The organism is Neobacillus novalis NBRC 102450 (genome assembly GCF_001591805.1).
Lineage (GTDB): Bacteria > Bacillota > Bacilli > Bacillales > Cytobacillaceae > Neobacillus > Neobacillus novalis.
On record NZ_BCVP01000016.1, the window covers coordinates 205,464 to 225,315 of the forward strand.

The 19,852-nt window shown below is 37.3% G+C and carries 21 protein-coding genes and 1 pseudogene; 16 read left to right on the forward strand and 6 right to left on the reverse strand.

Annotated elements, in window-relative coordinates; genetic code table 11:
• Window positions 1-32: 32 nt before the first annotated feature.
• The 12 genes and pseudogenes from BANVL01_RS14385 to BANVL01_RS14440 all read left to right on the forward strand — a co-directional run bounded on the left by BANVL01_RS14385 (window position 33) and on the right by BANVL01_RS14440 (window position 10,224).
• Complete coding sequence (locus BANVL01_RS14385) at window positions 33-836, forward strand: RDD family protein (RefSeq protein WP_066087350.1); 804 nt, start codon at window positions 33-35, stop codon at window positions 834-836.
• 459 nt (window positions 837-1,295) lie between these two features.
• Window positions 1,296-1,829, forward strand: coding sequence for an RNA polymerase sigma factor (locus BANVL01_RS14390; RefSeq protein ID WP_066087347.1), 534 nt, complete (start codon window positions 1,296-1,298; stop codon window positions 1,827-1,829).
• A complete protein-coding gene (locus BANVL01_RS14395) occupies window positions 1,810-2,724 on the forward strand; it encodes a hypothetical protein (protein WP_066087344.1) in 915 nt (304 codons plus the stop codon). The genes BANVL01_RS14390 and BANVL01_RS14395 overlap by 20 nt, the downstream gene beginning before the upstream one ends.
• 138 nt (window positions 2,725-2,862) lie before the next feature.
• Window positions 2,863-3,414, forward strand: coding sequence for a sigma-70 family RNA polymerase sigma factor (locus BANVL01_RS14400; RefSeq protein ID WP_066087341.1), 552 nt, complete (start codon window positions 2,863-2,865; stop codon window positions 3,412-3,414).
• Window positions 3,411-4,124 carry a DUF4367 domain-containing protein gene (locus BANVL01_RS14405; RefSeq protein WP_066087339.1) on the forward strand — a complete coding sequence of 238 codons (714 nt, stop codon included), beginning with the start codon at window positions 3,411-3,413 and terminating at the stop codon, window positions 4,122-4,124. Before BANVL01_RS14400 ends, BANVL01_RS14405 begins: the two co-directional genes overlap by 4 nt.
• Before the next feature lie 20 nt (window positions 4,125-4,144).
• A complete protein-coding gene (locus tag BANVL01_RS14410; RefSeq protein WP_066087335.1) occupies window positions 4,145-4,609 on the forward strand; it encodes a hypothetical protein in 465 nt (154 codons plus the stop codon).
• Between the two features lie 228 nt (window positions 4,610-4,837).
• Complete coding sequence (locus BANVL01_RS14415; protein ID WP_066087333.1) at window positions 4,838-5,641, forward strand: LysM peptidoglycan-binding domain-containing protein; 804 nt, start codon at window positions 4,838-4,840, stop codon at window positions 5,639-5,641.
• A 227-nt stretch (window positions 5,642-5,868) separates the two neighbouring features.
• On the forward strand, window positions 5,869-6,798 hold the full coding sequence (locus tag BANVL01_RS14420) for an ABC transporter ATP-binding protein (protein ID WP_066087331.1): 930 nt from the start codon (window positions 5,869-5,871) through the stop codon (window positions 6,796-6,798).
• A complete protein-coding gene (locus tag BANVL01_RS14425; protein WP_066087326.1) occupies window positions 6,795-7,895 on the forward strand; it encodes an ABC transporter permease in 1,101 nt (366 codons plus the stop codon). Before BANVL01_RS14420 ends, BANVL01_RS14425 begins: the two co-directional genes overlap by 4 nt.
• 55 nt (window positions 7,896-7,950) lie before the next feature.
• Window positions 7,951-8,385 (forward strand): DUF6526 family protein, encoded by a 435-nt coding sequence (locus BANVL01_RS14430; protein WP_066087323.1) that lies wholly within the window; start codon window positions 7,951-7,953, stop codon window positions 8,383-8,385.
• Window positions 8,386-8,894: 509 nt separating this feature from the next.
• Window positions 8,895-9,462, forward strand: a pseudogene (locus tag BANVL01_RS14435) (GNAT family N-acetyltransferase).
• A 186-nt stretch (window positions 9,463-9,648) separates the two neighbouring features.
• A complete protein-coding gene (locus BANVL01_RS14440) occupies window positions 9,649-10,224 on the forward strand; it encodes a GNAT family N-acetyltransferase (RefSeq protein WP_066087321.1) in 576 nt (191 codons plus the stop codon).
• A 442-nt stretch (window positions 10,225-10,666) separates the two neighbouring features.
• On the opposite strand, the gene BANVL01_RS14445 is transcribed toward BANVL01_RS14440, so the two are convergent.
• From BANVL01_RS14445 to BANVL01_RS14465, 5 genes are all read right to left on the reverse strand, one after another.
• Window positions 10,667-11,053: a YmaF family protein gene (locus tag BANVL01_RS14445; protein WP_066087319.1), complete on the reverse strand. Its 387-nt coding sequence runs from the start codon at window positions 11,051-11,053 to the stop codon at window positions 10,667-10,669.
• Between the two features lie 300 nt (window positions 11,054-11,353).
• Window positions 11,354-12,724 carry an aldehyde dehydrogenase gene (locus tag BANVL01_RS14450; protein ID WP_066087316.1) on the reverse strand — a complete coding sequence of 457 codons (1,371 nt, stop codon included), beginning with the start codon at window positions 12,722-12,724 and terminating at the stop codon, window positions 11,354-11,356.
• 24 nt (window positions 12,725-12,748) lie between these two features.
• Complete coding sequence (locus BANVL01_RS14455; protein WP_066087313.1) at window positions 12,749-13,948, reverse strand: iron-containing alcohol dehydrogenase; 1,200 nt, start codon at window positions 13,946-13,948, stop codon at window positions 12,749-12,751.
• 274 nt (window positions 13,949-14,222) lie between these two features.
• Window positions 14,223-14,897 (reverse strand): LexA family protein, encoded by a 675-nt coding sequence (locus tag BANVL01_RS14460; RefSeq protein WP_066147908.1) that lies wholly within the window; start codon window positions 14,895-14,897, stop codon window positions 14,223-14,225.
• Between the two features lie 15 nt (window positions 14,898-14,912).
• On the reverse strand, window positions 14,913-15,176 hold the full coding sequence (locus tag BANVL01_RS14465) for a DUF2533 family protein (protein WP_066087310.1): 264 nt from the start codon (window positions 15,174-15,176) through the stop codon (window positions 14,913-14,915).
• Window positions 15,177-15,364: 188 nt separating this feature from the next.
• Here BANVL01_RS14465 and BANVL01_RS14470 point away from each other — a divergent pair, with 188 nt between their 5' ends.
• From BANVL01_RS14470 to xerS, 4 genes are all read left to right on the forward strand, one after another.
• On the forward strand, window positions 15,365-16,021 hold the full coding sequence (locus tag BANVL01_RS14470) for an HAD family hydrolase (RefSeq protein WP_066096532.1): 657 nt from the start codon (window positions 15,365-15,367) through the stop codon (window positions 16,019-16,021).
• 29 nt (window positions 16,022-16,050) lie between these two features.
• Window positions 16,051-16,953 carry a peroxiredoxin family protein gene (locus BANVL01_RS26785; protein ID WP_235845576.1) on the forward strand — a complete coding sequence of 301 codons (903 nt, stop codon included), beginning with the start codon at window positions 16,051-16,053 and terminating at the stop codon, window positions 16,951-16,953.
• Between the two features lie 186 nt (window positions 16,954-17,139).
• A complete protein-coding gene (locus BANVL01_RS14480) occupies window positions 17,140-18,000 on the forward strand; it encodes a D-alanyl-D-alanine carboxypeptidase family protein (protein ID WP_169803180.1) in 861 nt (286 codons plus the stop codon).
• Between the two features lie 194 nt (window positions 18,001-18,194).
• Window positions 18,195-19,283, forward strand: a complete 1,089-nt coding sequence (xerS, locus tag BANVL01_RS14485; protein WP_066087305.1) for a tyrosine recombinase XerS — start codon at window positions 18,195-18,197, stop codon at window positions 19,281-19,283.
• A 131-nt stretch (window positions 19,284-19,414) separates the two neighbouring features.
• Here xerS and BANVL01_RS14490 read toward each other — a convergent pair whose 3' ends face one another.
• Entirely contained in the window at window positions 19,415-19,837 is a 423-nt protein-coding gene (locus BANVL01_RS14490; protein ID WP_066087300.1) for a PH domain-containing protein, read from the reverse strand.
• Between the last annotated feature and the right edge of the window lie 15 nt (window positions 19,838-19,852).

Genomic DNA, 19,852 nt, shown 5'->3' on the forward strand with positions numbered 1-19,852 from the left:
ATAAAATCATCTAAGAGAATGGGGGAAACCTTATGAACCAAGAACAAATGGAGATTAAAACACCGGAATACGTCTCGATTCAGTTTCAAGTCGCTGGTTTAGGCAGCAGGGCTGCAGCCTTTATCATCGACCAGATTTTATTAAACATTGTTAACCTTCTGGTTCTTATTGTTGTATGGCTGATCATGGAAGGAATGTCACCACTGCCGTTTTTTTTCTTCGAGGACACTTTACCTTTAGCGATTACGATTATTGTCCTGTTTATCATTAATTGGGGATATTTTTTTGCATTTGAATTTTTTTCAGGCGGAAGAACGATTGGCAAGAAGCTGATTGGGATTAGAGTCATCCAAGAAAATGGTCACAGTATCACCTTGCTATCCAGCTTTATCCGCAATCTGATGCGGATGATTGATACCTTGCCGACAGCTTATTTTCTAGGGATTATCATGGTCTTTTTCCATTCGAAGCATAAACGGCTGGGAGATCTTGTCGCTGGAACGATTGTGGTCCATGAACGAAAAGCGAAACGGAAAAAGAGACTGACTCCGATTGAAAAGGAAATCGCAAGCAGAGGGATTTTAAAGGATGACCTCATCATCGATGAATGGACGTTCAAGGCTTTTACGGAGAAGGATTGGAAGCTAATGAATACATACGCCGGCCGTTTTACGCAATTACCATTGGTGGAGAAGAATCAACTCACGAGACAAATTGCCGAGATTCTGTTCCCGAAAATCGGACAAAATGTGCTTGGGAAAAGCGAACAGGAATTGGAAGATACACTGCTTGTACTCTATTTAAACCTTAGAGAAGAATGGGAATTTGAAATTTGAAGATAGACTGCCATTCTTGGCAGTCTATTTTTTAAGCGGCTCCTTTACTTTGAGAGGTTCATAATGCCCGCGGACTGGAAAAAATGGCTCGAACGGGCACTATGAGAGGTTCATAGTGCCCGTTGACTGGAAAAAAAGACACGAACGGGCACTATAAAAGGTTCATAGTGCCCGCTGACTGGAAAAAAAGACACGAACGGGCACTATAAAAGGTTCATAGTGCCCGCGGACAGGGAAAAAAGACACGAACGGGCACTATAAGAGGTTCATAGTGCCCGGGGACAGGGAAAAAAGACACGAATGGGCACTATAAGAGGTTCATAGTGCCCGGAGACAAGAAAAAAAGACCCAGACGGGCACTATGAAAAATAAAAACAGCATAGCATTTTAAAAAAGTGTCACATTTTTTAATTCGTGACGACTTATGGGTAAGAAAGAAAAAAAGAAGGTGATGGGGGCTTGAGTAAGGACAAAGAAGAGCTTGTGATGGAGTGGTATGAACAGTATTATGATGATATTTATCGGTTTATTTTATTTATGATTGGTGATAAGCAATCATGCGAGGATTTGGTTCACGATACTTTTTTACGAGCATTCACTGGAATTGAGAGATTTGAAAACCGCTCGGCTGTGAAAACATGGCTCTTCGGAATTGCGAAGTATTTAGTGTTAGATGAAATTCGCAGACAAAAACGAAAAAGGCTGTTTAACGTGATTGGATTTTCTCATGAAATACCATCTTTAATCGATGTCGAACAGATCATCGAAAATAGGGAGTTGATCCTTGAACAAATGCAGTATATTCATTCACTTAAACCGAATTATCGTCTCGTGATTACGTTAATTAAGATTGAAGAATGTTCAACAAAGGAAGTGGCGGAGATTCTCGGTTGGTCAGAAGCAAAGGTGAGAAAAACATTATCAAGGGCACTGCAAACTCTTAGGAAAATGAACGAAAAAGGAGGGGAAATCCGTGGCGAACAACCATTTTGATGATCAATGGGAGCTGCTAAAGCAAATTGGGTCAACTGATATGCAAAAAGATGTAATCAGAAGAAGAATTCGACAATCAATCGCACATGCTCCCTCTAAAGCTCATCCATTTAAATTCCTGCAATGGAAAAGCATCGTCGCCGCCTCATTGCTTGTTGTAATTTTTGGAGGATTTCTGTTCATGCTGTTAGAGAAAAACCCTAGACTAAATAATGCTGGCTATTTCACAGTTGATGATCAATCATTCAGCTGGAGGCTTGAAAATGTGACTAGTAAAAAATCAGGTGAGAAATTAGAGCTATACTACAAAAATAATCCGATTCCGTTTGGAACAGTGAAAGAAGTGACCGAAGCAGAAAAGAACGCAACAATCGCTTCTAAATCGATGTTCGTTAACAAAGAACTTGAACATTTTCCTTATAAAACCAACATGTATATTGAGCACGTAAAAATGCAGGACGTCGTCATCCGCTATTACTTCTTTATACCATTGACAGCGGAAAAATGGATACAGTTTACGTTTGATTATCCAAAGCTTGAGTATGCAAATATTTTTAAAGCGATGTCAACATTAGAGCTTAATGGGAAAAAATCTTATCATCATAATGAGCCGCTTTATGTGACCTATGGCTATGAAAGAATGATTTACCCAGTTGATTTAGAACCAGTTTCTGTTACATCTAATAATAACGAAGTGTATCGTTGGGAAGATGCATCCACTAAGGCCTATCATCAGTATGTAGAAAAAATTCTCCAGGATGTCAGTTGGCAGAAGAAATCCGGAAAAGGATTGTCAACTACCTTTGTTTCAGTAATCTTCCAGAATGAAGTTACCATCACATTAAATGGTAATGAACTAACCTATGAATACTTCTATCCTGAACAGGATGAATAATGGGAAGTAACATGAGTAAAGGAAAATAATAATCTTCAAAATTTGTGACCGATTCAACAAATGTTGATTCGGTCTTTTTTTTTGAAAGAGCGTAGCGCAAATCATTTACTACCCGTCTATTATGGTGGAGGTGGTCAAATGGGAAGGCCTTCCCACAAAGATAATAACCTAAACTTCTCTAAAGATCCTTCTGCAGCGATTGAAGATATGATGAATCAATACGGTACACTTGTGTTGCGGACAGCCTATTTTTACTTAGGTGATCGTCATCTTGCTGAAGATATTAGTCAAGAGGTATTTATTCTCGCTTATCGAAACTGGACGAAATTCCGTGGCGACAGCATTGTGAAAACGTGGCTGATAAAAATAACGATCAATCGCTGTCGAGACCATTTACGTTTAAAGCGATCCGCAGAGATCCCATCCGATACTCTTTTCATAAATGAACCAATTACGAGAAATCTTGAAGAAGAAGTTATCAAACGGATGAACAGGACCGAGATTTTAAAGCATGTTTTAACATTGCCTCTACATTATCAAGAGGTGCTCTATTTATTCTATTACCTGGATTTTAATACGTTAGAAATTGCAAAAGCTACTGGCGATCCAGAAGGTACCATTCGCGGGAGACTCCATCGCGCAAGAAAATTATTAGGAGGACTACTGGAAAAGGAGGGGTTCAATAAATGACCGATCCGAAAAAAGACATAAAGAAAGTGTTCTCGGAAGAGCTAGATCAGACATTGTTTGAATCACTAGATTTCCAATCACGGCTTCAAGATGAAGTGAGGAAAAAATTAACCGCAGATTATCAAAAGGAAAGTGGACCAACCTGGTTAGCATTTTTTCGAAAAAGAAGAGTTTACAGCACCATGTTAGTCGCTGCAGCTGTTTGCCTAGTCTTCTTTTCTAGTTGGTTATTAAGAGGAGATAATTTAAATCAGGCCCAGCCAAAGACAACATCGGATAACCCCACCCTTTTTCGAAGCGGTGGGAATGACTCTAATGATCCACTTGTGAGACAGTCATGGGTTTTAGACAGTGAGAACGAGGTAAGACAAGCATTTGGCACTGATGTCTTGCTGCCGACTTACACTCCGGGTCAATTTAAATTGGATGGGATCTATGGTTATGGCAGCAGTAAGGAGCAGACCAATAAGCTTGTTTTCACTTATTCCCATGAAGATCAATCATATTTAGTCATCATTGAAAGAAACAAGTTTGATGGTATTCCACATGGATTTGAAGATGTGGATATTAACGGGACCAAGGGGTATCTGAATCCAGAGGACGGAAATACGGATACTGAGCTTCATTGGTACCTGAATGATGTCCATTATTGGATAGCTGGGCACGTCTCCACTGAAGAAGCCGTAAAAATCGCGAAATCATTTAAATAAAAAATTAGGAGGATCATTAAATGAAACTTAAAATGCTAATGGCAATTATATTGGGGTTATGCGTACCATTTATGACAACCTTAGCAACATCTGCAGCTTCTGAGCCAACTGCGGCTATGCTTGAAAAACAAAAAGAGGTCGATAAAATTATTTTTGAAGATAAAAAGGAGGAATTAGCAGAAAAAGGCATTACGGTAACGCATACCGCGCCGCTTGAAAATACAATTGAAATTGGCGTGCAACCTTATAACGAAGTAACAATCCATTATTTAATTGAGTTTTTTGGAGAGAAAAATGTAACAGTTGTAGATGGCGGGCAGCAAGCTGTAATTATGACCGCAAATAGTAACGAACTGTTACGGGACGGCGAGGCTCCTGAAGAAAGTGGCTCCGTCCTTAAGCCAATCTATATTTTAGCTGCGATTATTGTCCTTTGCGGGGGAATAATTACTAAAATGATTAGAAAAAAACTGAGAAAAAGCTAATTTAGAAAACCATCATGGTAGTCCATTTTCAAACAGGATTACCATGATGGTTTATTTTTCATTACCAAAAAACGGAAAAGTTGCAAAGACTATAAAAACAATCAACGATGGATTTTAAAAAAAAGATGGATATTGAGGGATATTTTTGACATACAGTCATAAATTGGAGAGAATTATCGAATTTCTATAAGGTATTCTATTTAGATTATTTTATGGGGGAATAGAACTTTGAGCACAACGTTTATAAAGAGAAAACAAAGATTAGCTGAATTACACCAGAAAAAGATGAAAGCGCGTAATCAAAAACTGGCAACTGCTGCAGTAGCAGGAGCAATTACGGCTGTTGCTTTACTGACAACAAAAGTGGCAGCAAGCAGTATAAGCTATACTGTTGTAAAGAATGATACACTTTATAGCCTGTCCAAAAAGTATCATGTCAGCGTAGAACAGCTAAAAGCGGTGAATGGTCTAAACACTGAAAAAGTTTTGGCTGGACAGCAGCTGTTGGTACCTGCACATGTACAACCAGTACATGAATTAGGAAGCTCAAGTCTTTATACAGTCCAAAAAGGGGATACCCTTTATTCCCTGGCAAAAAAATCTGGGGTCAGTATGAGTGAGTTAAAAAAGATTAACCATTTGCAAGGAGATCAGATTTATATAGGGCAAAAATTAACACTGGCTGTTGATTCCCAAGCTAAAGAGATTAAGCCAATGTATACGGTGAAACCGGGAGACACGTTGTGGGGAATTTCTAACCGTTTTGGGGTAAATGTAGCGGATGTGAAAAAAGCGAATGGACTTCACCTTGATATGGTTCTGATTGGGCAGAAGCTGACGATTCCCGGTCCGGCAATTTCTACGAAAGTAAAGGTAGTAGGGTCTGCTGACAACTTTACCGTTGAATTTAAGTACTTGGATGAGCCATTTGTTTTAACAGTTCCATACGGTTCAGCATCCGATTACGAAAAAAGAGCTGGCCAAGAAGTAACGGTAATACATAAGAATGGAGCACTTATTTCAATATTTTAATAACAAGGGAAGTTAAAAAAGGGGTCGGATAACGACTCCTTTTTATGTGCTCAGAAAGCTGCATTGGTATTTGTTTTTAATTCTAGAGGAATAAAATTTTTTTTGTAGAATAATGGTATTTAGAGTTGTTTTTTAACAAGGACAAGTGACCACAAATTTTCGAGAATGAAGATTTATAGAACAGTACAGCAGGTACGATTAAGTATGAAAAATGTGGAGTGTGAAAAATGGGTTCTCAAGAAGAAATCATTCAAGTAATCAATCTAGTGAAAACATATGGCAATTTCACAGCGGTAAAGGGAGTCGAATTTCAGGTTCATAAGGGAGAGGTTTTCGGTCTTCTCGGTCCAAATGGTGCGGGTAAAACCACAACGTTAGAAATGTTGGTAGGGCTTAGAAAACCCGATCAAGGGACAGCGATCGTTGGTGGTTTTGACATCACAAAAGAATTAAAAAAGGTGAAAGAGGTCATCGGTGTTCAATTACAATCGACGTCACTCTTTGAACTGCTTTCAGTGGAAGAAATCTTACATTTATATGCAAGTTTTTATCCGAACCAGGTTTCCATTCCTACATTAATTGAGGAGATGCTGCTAGGCGATAAAAGGAAAAGTCGGATAAAAAGTCTATCAGGAGGACAGAAACAAAGATTGGCCATTGCTCTGGCACTTGTTCATGACCCATGGATCATCTTCTTAGATGAGCCGACAACAGGGCTTGACCCACAGGCACGAAGAACGCTTTGGGATATTATCCTCCTATTAAAAAAGAAAGGGAAAACCATCGTGTTAACCACCCATTACATGGACGAGGCACATGTATTATGTGACCGTATTGCGATTATGAATCAAGGCGAGCTGATTGCGTTAGACACACCATCCCAGCTTGTAAAAAACCTGCAGTCAGATAGTGCGGTTGAGTTTCGGTTTGAAAATGAGTCCTCTGAAGTAGAGTTACATGAAATCGAAGGTGTAACAAAGGTTGGGAATCAAAAGGATGTTTTTGTTCTATATACAGATGATCTTCAGCTCACCTTAACCAGCTTGATTGAGATGGCTTCTGATCAACAGCTTAAATTAACAGATTTACAAACACGAACAGCTACATTAGAAGATGTGTTTTTACATATGACCGGAAGGAGATTAAGAGAAGGATGAGAGCTTACTGGCAACTAACATTATCACAGCTGCGGATTTTCCTTCGAAATCGTCAGGTCTTGTTTTGGACGCTGGCTTTTCCGCTTTTTCTCATGGTGATCATGGGTTCATTTTTAGGAAATGGAAATGGAATTTCTTTAACAATTGGTGTTGTAGACCAAGACCAATCGTTTCAATCAAAGATATTAATAACTTCACTAATTGATAACAAAGCATTAACTGTCCAAATAGAAAAAAGTGAAAATAAAGCTTTAAACAAATTAAAAAAAGATGATTTACAGCTAGTTGTCGTCATTCCAAAAGGATACGATGCAAGCTTAAATAGTCCACCAGCAAAAAGTGCGCCCTACTTACTTCCTGTTTACTTTAATGAAACGAACATAGCCGTATCACAAGTCGGTCTTCAGGTAGTAACTAATATAGTTGATGGAATTAGTAAAGACATGCTGGATTATCATCCTGTAGTTGTAATGGATATGAAAGGGGTCGAAACGCTAAATTTAAAGTATATTGATTTCTTAGTGCCAGGGATTGTTGCGATGATGATTATGAGTAACAACATGAATGGCGTCGCTGGTCAAATCGCTGCCTGGAGAGAACGGGGGATATTAAGAAGAATGCAAGGAACCACTCTAAAAGCTTCTACATTTATTGCGGCGCAAATTACTGCCCGGCTTGTATTGAATGGCTTGCAAGCACTTATTGTTCTAGGAGTAGGGCATCTGATTTTTGGTGTTGAAGTCCGCGGGTCGTGGTTTACTTTAATCAGTTTTGTCATATTAGGGACACTGGCTTTTATGGCGATTGGATTTATTATTGCAGGCATCGCTAAAACCCCAGAAAGTGCAGGGCCCATTGCCGGCTTTCTGTCCTTTCCGATGCTATTTTTGGGAGGCGTGTTTTTCCCGATTAAAAATATGCCAGAATTTTTGCAGCCAATTGTTCAGATTTTACCGATTGCCCATCTTAGCCACGCATTACGAGAAACGATGAATGTTGGAGCATCGTTTATGAGCTTAGGGACAGAGGCCCTGATCTTAGGCGGTTGGCTCGTAGGCGCATTTATTATTGCCAGTTATGTATTTAAATGGGAATAAGTGAACGGTTATTATGAATAAGAATGAAAATAGGAAAAGTAAGGGGAGGAAACAGATGCAAAATCAAGATTATAAATCTCATGTACGAGTGCACCCGGTTTATCATTATGTTTTACAGATATTACTATTAGGGACATTAATAACTACTATTGTTTTTCTAATTCGTTCGATTAAACAGGAGGAAAACATTCTTCTATCGATAATCCTTTTTCTGATGATGATAATCATTGTAATCATCGCAGTACTTTTACGATTTTATCCATTAAAAGCACAAGATCGTGCAATACGAGCGGAAGAGAACCTTCGTTATTATGTTTTAACAGGGGAGTTATTGGATCCTAAACTCAGTTTCGCACAATTGGCAGCTTTACGTTTTGCGAGTGACAAGGAATTTCCTGAGTTAAGTAAGCGGGCAGCAGCGGAAAATTTAAAACCGGATGAAATTAAGAAAGCAATTCATAATTGGAGAGCAGACTATAATCGAATTTAAGTAAAGAAAAACACGTTTGATTTTATCTTAAAGGGTTCCGTTTTCGGGTGCTTTCTTAATAAAAGACACAAGAATTGACGTATGAATTAGCATACGTCTTTTTCTTTATTTATCAAGATTTCTACCTTCTGATAAATAGACGGAAAAATTCCGCTTAATTAGTAATTATGATTAAAAAAGGCTTAAATAGACGGAGAGATTCCGTCTATTTACTCGAAAAATTCAAAAATGGGGGATTTTGCTTGGCATAATCGGAAAATCTCCCCTTATTTACCCCGAAACGAGCTCCAATCTGCATCTACCCGGAAAATCTCCGCTTATTTTACTTTTGCTGCTTGTGCGGCATGTATTTATATTGGAGAATTCAAACATGGAGCCGCGAATTGGTTTGGGAAAGAAAATAAATGATTTCTACTTCCAAGTCACCACCAACATTTTGGCATTTAAATTCAACATTTTCAAATGAAGATCTACATTCCCATTGAATAATATCTTAAGGAGAATAAAACATGAATTTAGATATGATTTTTGGAGATTTCCCAGTATTGGAATCAGAGGATCTAGTATTAAGAAAAATCGAGGATGTACATTTACAGGAAGTATTTAATATCTACGATAACGAAATGTATTTGAATATTGTGGGATTATTCCTAAACATAACATTCAAACAGTAAATAAAATGATTGGCCATTTTGATAGGGATTACCACAAAAAAAAATAGAGGTAAGTGCGGGATTTTTCGGAAGAATCAAAGTAATAAATTAGTTGGAATTATTGAAGCTATGGATTTTAACCAAAAAGTCAATATGGTATTGGGTATGTTTTGGCAGAGGATAATTGGGGTAAGGGAATTGCAACTAGATCCGATTCTATCCTAGTAAAATTTTATTTGAGGAAGTTAATGTTAACAGAATTCAAGCAGAGGTCATGACTGCAAACAAAGTTTCAAAGAAAGTCCTCTTAAAAAACGGTTTTATGAAAGAAGGATTGTTAAGACAAGCTTCTTCATGGTCTGGTAAAGGAGTAATCGATTTAGAAATATACGGCATCCTTAAAGCTGATTACACCAATAATTAAATTAATATTAAATAGTGGACAGCAAGCTGTGATAATGAGCTTAAATGGTAATGGATTCTTTCAGGAGGGATGGATTGAATATTTAGCTGAGTGCAAACATACCAAGTAATATGTAATCAGTATTAAATCTAGATAATAACACATAATTCTATTATGAAAATTAATATGAAATAAAGGAGTATGTTCATGCATTGGTATGAAAAGTTGAATCAATATTTTCCAGTTGAAGAGATGAAATCAAAAGAGCATATGGAAACTTTACTTAAAGAGCGTTCTGAAATCTATCATAAAGATGAAGGTCCCAATCATGTTTTAATGTATGTGGAGCTCGACAATTTTGTTTTTATCGATTACCTTTTCGTTTCGAAGAATGCCCGCGGCCAGGGTCTTGGTCATAAACTTATGGAAAATATGAAAAGCAAGGGAAAACCGATCATTCTTGAAGTAGAACCAGTTAATTATGAGGACAGTGATACAGAAAAAAGGCTGCGTTATTATAAACGCGAAGGCTTTGAGCATGCGAAATCTATCGGGTACGAGAGAAGATCTCTTGCGACAAATGAGATTAATAAGATGGAAATCCTTTATTGGGCACCATATAATGAATCGGAAGAAATGATATTTAAAGCCATGAAAAAAACCTATGATATGATTCACACCTATAAGGACAAACATTTCTATGGTGAATCCTATGAGCCAGTTGATGATGTTCTGACCTTTAACGAAGAATCCCGGAATAGGAATATATTAGATAATCTTTAAAGAAATTAACTAAATTCAAAAAAGGAGAAGCAGAGGTACATAAAAAGGTTAATATCAATTGGAATAAAACCCCATACCTATTCGCCTTTTTTTCAACACGGACAGTTTATGGAATAACACATTTAAGTTAAATTGGAAATTAATATTAAAGTTTAAAAGAGATTGTGAAGGTTTGTACTTAAAAAAACTGTGGGAGTTGACGAAGCATAAGTGTTTTTGAATGAAATCCTATTTTAGTTATTCCATTAAAGGGCGCTATCCGTTATAAGGATTAGCGTCCTTTTTGCATGAAAAGGCCATATAGTTACGTTAATATAGGGATATTTAAGATGATTTAGAATGAGAAAAAAGAGTTTATACCGTAATTTAACTTATTCACACCTGGTGACAACTACACTGGTAATACACCTAGATACTTATTTAGATTTCACCTTGATCCTTACTAGACTTCATTTCCAGTTTGGCCGCTATACTTGTGCTTATGAGGAGTGGATCCATTAATAGTTGTCGTTCCTTTAAACTCATGATAATGACCTCCAAAAGGAATTTCTATTGCGGGCCCAGTAATACCTTCAATTCGGTGTTCATGTCCATGATTAAAAGAAGTCATCGTAAAGTAACGATGAACATGTGGAACCCCACTTTGAGCCGGTTCAGTCCTACCTAGATAATCATGGCGATGATCAACATCAAAGGAAGTAAACCCACTAAATCCATGAATGTGAACCCGTCGACCGTCAAAAGAAGTCACGTAAAGAACATGGGAATGTTCTCCATTTAAACTCTTATCGTCTGACTCATAAATAAAACCAGTAATCGGGATTTGCATTTTAATCTCCCCCTCGAAAATTAATAATTCAATTTAAATGTATGAGGAACAAAGGTAAATAATGTGATCTTCTTAAGATGAATAGTTTCTATCATCTTCCTTGTAGTTAATGATTGGTTTTAATTCAATAGGTGGGTTGGCTTTAACAGGTTGGAAACTTCAACAATCGGGCGTTTTGATTTAATAAAAAGGAGAAAACATATTATACATATCTAATATGTTTTCTCCTTTATTTTTATTGCTTTTTATAATGTTGGACTTGATAAGTTAACTTCGGTTAACCTTTTCTAATGGACATTGTTACTTCATAAAAAGCTTGATTTTTTTCAGTCCGTTCTTCACATTTGGGTAACGAAACGGGATATCAAATAAGGTCGTTTGTTTTAGAACGCTTTTTTGATGGGAGAACGTATCAATGTTGCCTTTTCCGTGATAAGCGCCAATCCCGCTGTTTCCAACACCGCCAAAAGGAAGGTAAGGGGAGGCAAAATGATAGACCGTGTCATTCACACAGCCGCCGCCAAAAGAGACGCTGTTTAGAACTTCTTGTTGTATAGTGTTATTTTCCGTAAAAATATAGAGGGCGAGCGGTTTCGGATGACGGTGAATTCCTTCTAGTACCTCTGAGAGTGCATCATATTCAAGCACAGGCAGAATCGGCCCGAAGATCTCGTCCTGCATAATCGGATCCTCCCAGGTGACATTTGTGAGGACCGTCGGTTCTATCGTTAACTTTTCTTGATTTGCGCTGCCTCCCATATAAAGTTCCCCATTGTCGAGGAAGGAGCACAACCGCTGAAAATGTCGATCACTCACGATCCTCGTGAAATCACCATTGTTTAACGGCTGCACCCCATACAATTCAATCGTTGTCTCCTTAAATTGTTGGAGGAATTGATCCTTAATGCTTTTATGAAGATACAAATAATCCGGGGCAATGCAGGTTTGTCCGGCATTGGTGAATTTCCCCCAGGCAATCCGTTTGGCTGCCAGCTTTATATTGGCATCCTCATGAACGATACAAGGGCTTTTTCCGCCCAATTCTAATGTCACCGGGGTTAAATTTTTTGCTGCTGCTTCCATAACGACCTTTCCCACAGGGACGCTTCCTGTAAAAAAGATATAATCAAATTTTTCATTTAGCAGTGCTTGGCTTGTTTCTACGCCACCTTGGACTACAGAAATGTACTCTTCAGGGTATAAATCATGAATGATTTTCCCTAATACTTCAGAGGTTTTCGGCGTTAATTCTGACGGCTTGATAACCCCGCAGTTACCAGCGGCAATGGCACCAATTAACGGGGCGATTGCCAATTGAAAAGGATAATTCCAAGGAGCGATGATGAGCGCAACTCCGTATGGTTCCGAATAAATGTAGCTGCGGGAGCCAATATGCGTTAAGGGGGTTTTAACCTTTTTTGGCATTACCCAAGAACGTAAATGTTTAAGCGTAAATCGTAATTCCTCTAGAACAAAACCAATTTCAGATGTATACGCATCAAATTCAGATTTATTTAAATCCGTCCTCAAGGCATCCATTAGCACTTGCTCATGATTTTTAATAGCGTTTCTCAATTTGTGAAGCGCTTCGAGTCGGTATGAAACATCTTTGGTCATTCCAGTTCGAAAAAAAGCCTTTTGCTGAGCAATTATGGAATCGTAATTATCCATTTTTTTAACCACCTTAGATCCCAGTTATTCTTTTATTAATTGGTAAAGAGTAAATATATCATCCTTATTTAATATCCTTGGAACAGGATATAATGGGTTTGCTTCTTTTAATGCCCTTTCAACCATTACTGGTATATCACGTTCGACAATCCCACTTACTTTTTTCGGAATCGCCATACTATCATTAAGCTTCTTGATCGCTTCGATAAACCTCACTGCCTTTTGCTCGGTAGTATCGGCGGGATCAACAATACCAACTAATTCTGCCAGCTCGGCTAAAGGTTTGTGAACGGACTCGCCGTAATACTCCAAGACATAAGGGAGGATAATCGCATTTGCCAGTCCATGAGGAACGGAATAAAATCCACCAAGGGTATGAGCAATTGCATGTATATAACCAACATAGGCCCGAGTGAATGCCATTCCCGCTAAATAAGCAGCTTTTTGCATATTAGCCCGTGCCTGGATGTTCGTACCGTTTGAATAGGACTCATAGAGATTTTCAAAGATTAATTTCACCGCATCTAAACTGTATTGCTTGGTTTCCTTCGTGTTACTTCTGCCAATGTATGCTTCAACTGCATGTGTTAAAGCGTCAATTCCTGTTGCTGCCGTAATATGGGGGGGAAGATTAACGATAAGTAATGGATCAAGAACAGCGTAATGTGGAATAAGCGATGTGTCCATTATGGCATATTTTTCATGTGTCTCGCTATTAGAAACAACCGCAGCTAAGGTTGCCTCACTGCCTGTTCCGGCTGTGGTGGGAATCGCAAATAGGGGAGGCATTTTTTTCAACACCTTCAATACACCCTTCATTTGCGGAATGCTCTTATTTGGTCTTGCTGCCCGGGCACCGACACCTTTAGCGCAATCCATTGGCGATCCACCGCCGAAGGCAACGATTCCCTTACAATTATTTGCCGTGTACATTTGAAAGGCTTCCTCAATATTATCGATAGTTGGATTTGGGACGGTTTTGTCGTAAATGAAGTAGTCAATTTCTTCAACACGCAGATTCTTTAAAAATTCGTCCATAAGTCCAACAGATACAATTCCTTGGTCGGTAACGATTAAAACGCTTTCAATTTTATTTCGTTTTATAAGCTTCGGCAATTCTTTTAAACTATTTTCTCCCACTAAGAGCTCCGGTTCCCGCCAAGGCATGAAGGAGGAAGCAATTTTCATCACTCCTTGAAAAGACCTGCAATACACCTTATACATAACATAACCTCACTTTTTTTAAAAAAATGAATGTAACTTTATTGCAGTCTACGAAGTTTAAAAACTAACAACAGGATACCCAAAAGACCCAAAAAGAGGGGAGTTGAAACCCAAAAAGCCCAAAAACCTATAATACTTTTATAGCGCATTTATTTTGGAGATGTCAAGTATAATGTTGTGAAAATAATAAATATTCGGAAAATAAAGGTTATCTTACATTTGAATTAAATAAAATAAAAGCCACCCAAATATATTTAAGGCTGGCTAAGAATTGTTAACTTTGTTTAATGAACTCGATTAATAGGTCCAATTCAACTGAATCTAGTTGATTTACATTATCAAAAAACTGCTTTACCAAGGTGATCATTTCAGGGCTTAATCCCTCACGAACAGACTGAATAATCATTCCGACAACAGCACCAACAAACACTGAAAGCTGTACCTTTGATTCCTCTGATGAGTTCACAACATTAACAGTTAAATCCTTTAAAGCATCCCCCAGGCTATTCAAAAATAAAATGAGCACGCAAAGGAAGTAGGCACAGAATTTAAGCTTAACATCGACGGTTTTCATTAACTCCAAAATAGTATCGATTGCATCCATCAACGGGAGATCTTGCTGGTTTTCAATTAAGTCTGTTACCTCGTTAAGAATCATTTCCCATTCTTCTGTATTTAAAATTTCTCTTCTTTCTTTTTGGAACAGATGACCAGCCAGATCTGTAGGGGAGAAGACGACAACGGAACGTCCTGTTTCATTTTCATTGGCAGTATACGTTCTTTTTAAAAGTCCTTGGCTTTCCAGGGTTTTCAACACATCATAGGCAGTCCATTTACTCACACCAATCGCTTCAGCCACGTCCGAATAATGGACAGGAAGATTAGTCGTCTGATATTGACGGTAAATCTGGTCTAAGAATTCCCGTCTTCTTTTTGTCAAAGAGATCATAGCAGCCACCACCCATTAGCGTTGTTTTGGAAGTGATTTTACATAATCTTGAACCATCTCAACTGTAACGTTTTTTCTTATTGGGATAAATCGTAAGTTTAGTTTATTCATTTTATTTGTGACCTCATTAATTTTTTCGGTCGAGAAGGGGTTACCTTGCTTGCATAACTCAACTGCTTCTTCAATATAGCTTTCACGCTGTTGATCCAGCGATAGAAACAATTGGTATGTTTTGTTCTGATTAGCAGCATGTTTGATTAAATCTTTATGTACACTCATGATCTCACTCCTAAAATAGTTGACTTTATTAATCATACCATAGTTTCGAAAAAGAGGGATTTCCAAATTTTTAAAAAATAAAAATGAAAGGAAGTAGACTTAATTGAATATCTTAACAAAGTGATTTTTAGGTGTTTTATAGATTATAATATGATTCAAAGAGTTTATTTTTAAAAAAGGGGTTGTTAATTATTAAAGCAGTTATTTTTGATTTTGATGGTACACTTGCTGATACATTGCCTGTATGTTTTTATGCATTTCAAGCTGTCTTCAAGGAATTTGATAACCTTGAAATTACCTCAGAAGAAATAAAGGCTATGTTCGGTCCATCTGAAACTGGAATTATCAGGGGAAATCTATTAAATAAAAACTCTGATAAAGCAATTGAGTTATATTATGAAAAATATAGTGAAAAGCACCTAGAGGTAGTTCCAGATAATGAGGAAATAAATGACTTACTTCTGAACCTAAAAAGTGCTGGATACAAATTAGGAATAGTGACTGGAAAAGCTCGCAGAAGCCTGGATATTTCTTTAAGATGCCTTAATATGAATGACTTATTTGATGTCATTGTTACTGGTGATGACGTTGATATTCCAAAACCTCATCCGGAGGGAATAAATAAAGCATTAACACAGCTAAACATAGAAAGCAGCGAAGCAATTTTTCTTGGGGACAGCGATGCGGATATTCTGGCAGGTAAACAAGCAAACATACATACAATCGGAGTGCAGTGGTTGCCGAATTTTCAGTCACTTGAATTTAGTGTGCAACCAAATCAAATTTTTAGTAGCATAAATGAATTCAAACAATCATTCACAAAAATAACCGAAGTTTTTTTGTGATAAAATAGTGGAAAGAATAATTTGCGAAGGTGGGAGCGAATATCGACGTTATCCAAATTGGTTCTTTCACTATCATGATGAGATGGGTTATTCTCGGAATTGCTATTGTGGTGGGATTTACTTTTCTAAAGATCTGGCTGCTTCGTTCGCAAAGTAAAGATCTAGGTAAAAAAATATTCGATACAGTAGTAAATAGTGTTTTTTGGGGCTTTCTAATCTGGAAAGGCAGTTTATTGCTGCTAGAGCCAAAATTAGTTATTGATAGTCCCTTGTCGTTATTGTATTTTACTGGAGGGACTAAGGGATTAATTTTAGGGATAATTGGAGCAATCATTTACTTCTTTTTTAAAGCAAGGAAGCTAAAGTTAACTAACTTTATGATCCTGCAGCCCACTCTTATTTTTTTGTTTGCTGTTATGAGTGGGTATTTTTTATTGAACCTTGTTTTAACTGAAAAACATCCGAAAGTAAGTCCATCAAGCACAATGCAAGCTGGAAAAATTGGACTTGAAGAAGGAAATAACGCGCCTGATTTTCAATTAATGACGATTGACAGCACAGAAATCAAACTGTCTGGTATGAGAGGAAAAAAGGTTATTTTAAATTTTTGGGCAACCTGGTGTCCGCCATGTAAAGCTGAGATCCCGCACATGCAGGATTTTTATGCGACCCAGGATAAAAATAAGGTAGAACTACTTGCGATAAATCTGACTTCAACAGAAAAAAATACACAAACCGTTAAGAAATTCGTAAAAGAACGTAATTTAACTTTTCCAATTTTATTCGATCAAGATGGTGACATTGGCAGCCGATTTCAAGCGATTACAATTCCAACAAGTTATCTGATTGATTCTAAAGGTATTGTCCGCAAGAAAATAGTAGGGCCGATGGATAAAGATATGATGAAACAATTAATAGAAAATGTTGATTGATAGGTGAGAAGGTAGCTGCCATTTTTGCTGGCTATATATTAAAGAGGTTGGACTTTCCAATCTCTTTTTATATTCCCAAAGCGTACATTTTTTCATCTGTTGGAACAGAACATTAGAAATATTTCTGAAAAAATGGAGAAAAATAAAATGGAGACACGGAAAGGTCCAATTAACTGGGGGTACATCATGGCGAACATCTGGAAGGTAGTTCCGGCAACACTATTAGTCCTTATTATATTGAGTGGAATGGATTCAGCGGGAATAAGGATGGCGGAGACAATTGTACCACAAATTGCGGGAGAGTTTGGAGTGGCCATAGATGTTGAAACTGGCGAGATTCTATACAACAAAATTGCCCATTCAAAAGCGTATCCTGCGAGTATGACTAAAGTGTTAACGGCAACTATTTTAGATGAACGGATGGATGATGGCGAAATATTAACGGTTAGCCCAAATGCTGCATGTCAAGAATGCATTTGTTTAGGGTTAAAAGCTGGAGAGAAGATTTCTAAACAAGATGCTATGAAAGCTTTATTATTAGTAAGTGCTAATGATGTGTCCGTTACGATTGCGGAAAATGTAGGTGGCAGCGAAGAAGGATTTGCCGAACTTATGAATCAGAAAGTGAGAGTGTTACGTCTTAAAAATTCTCATTTCGTTTCAGCAAGTGGTCTGAATGGTCCAAACCATTATACAACTCCGTATGATATGGCTCTCATCACAAAAGAAGCCGTTCAACATCCGAACGTACTAGAGGTCATGTCTACGCAGGCCGCAAGAATTAAAACAAGCATGCAAGAAAAAAACATTAGCAACCTAATTAAACTTCAAACCATGCCGAACGTCATTGCTGGTAAACCTGGGTTTACAAATGCAGCACAGCATACGCTTGTAGAATATTTAAAAAAGGACAATAAAGAAGTAATCTCAGTAGTCATGAAGTCGGATAAACAATCTAAATACAGCGATGTTCAAACAATGGCCAACTATTCATTTGCTCATTTGCAAAAATCAAAACCAGTTTCTGAAGAAGATATAGTTGATTAATTTTAGTTATGGGTAAATGAAACCCAAGGAGAAATATGATGGAATTTGATGCCGTGGTGGCGGGGAGATTCTTGTCGCTGGACAACAGTTTGAAGAGAGGTTAATATTAGCCAATCCTCAAAAACATAATTACGTAAAATATAAATTTGACGTAATTATGTGCATTATGTAAAATGTAGAAGTGAGGTGATTTTATGGTAAATCAAGTGAAGCAGCAAAATTTCAAAAAATTGCAAGTCTTACTTAATGAATTACCCTGGTATGTTGATGAGTACATTAATCATAAGCTAAGGAAACTTTCTACAGCGTCGCTGTTTAATTATTGTCATGATTATAAAATATTTTTCAATTGGATGGTTAGTGAGCAGTTATGGAACGGCAGCATCAAGGATATCCCGTTGGATCGCCTAGAGATAATGACAGTTTTAGAGATTGAAAATTTTTTAAACTATCTTCACTACCAATTAAATAATAAAGAACTAACGGTGAATCGGAAGTTATCGGCGTTAAAATCGCTGTTTAATTACCTGCAAAACATTGCTGAAACACCTGATTTAAAGCCCTATATTAACCGGAATGTGATGGCGAAAATTGAATTCAATGAAGTTAAAGACAGCATGGAAACAAAAGCAAATAAGATGGAAGGAAAGATTTTACTTGGTGATGAGTATGAGAAGTTTCGCTTATTTGTGGCTAATGATTACGGTGAATTAAACAAAGATAACAAAAAACTCTTTAATTTTTATCAATTTAACAAGGAACGTGATACGGCCATTGTCTCGTTAATCTTGGGATCTGGGCTGCGTCTTTCGGAGTTAGTGGGCATTGATTTAGATGATCTTGATTTTAGCAAGTATTGTGTAAGAGTGATTAGGAAAGGAAATAAAGAACAATTTGTTTATTTTAGTCAGGTTGCTATGGCTGATTTGCAAGAATACCTATCTATTAGGACCGCTAAATACCAAGTAGATAAGACTAATAAGGCATTATTCATTTCTGCACCAATCGGTCCAAAAGGAAAATCACGCAGGCTTACGGCTAGATCTGTTGAAAAACTCATTGAAAAGTATGCAGCGGCATTTGGCAAACCATCGTTATCGGTACATAAGCTAAGGCATTCATTTGCTACCAGATACCATGCTGAAATCAATGATGTGCCAAAATTACGACGCCAATTAGGTCATTCATCGATCCAAACAACGATGATTTACACGCATATTAAGAATGATGATTTAAAAATTGCGGTTGATAAGATGGATATGCCAAAAGAACAAATGGAATAAATCAATAAGGCTGCCACTATTGGCAGCCTTATTTTTTTATTTTTATCAGTTTACATAATATTATTATAGTAATAAAAATTTAAACCGTCTCAATTACTAAGTATACTTAAGATAATGAGACGGAGAAAAATTTATAAATAAAGATCAATCTTTGAATTTATTTTTCTTAATTCCGCACAAAATTGTTCCTCGTGTTTAGGAGAAATCAAAATCGTAGTCCACTTCGCATATTGTATTTCTAAACGGTTCAATGACAATGCTGGACTTGATAACGGATTTCGCGTTTTTCTGATACTTTTTATCGCCATTATGTCAATTTTCCAGCGAAACGGTCCTCCAACTACCTTTAATTGACTACCAATTATTTCATAATACGTACCAAACCAGCACCACATTATAAATCCACTTGTTAATCCACATACGAGGATTGCAGTAATCATCTCCCCCTTCCCTTCTGGAACGCCAGGCAGGAATAAAAAAGAACCAATCAGAAAGGCAACAGCCCCCCATAATATGAGACCAGTGATGATTCCTTTTTTTGAGTAAAACCTCATCATCTTCACCGCCAT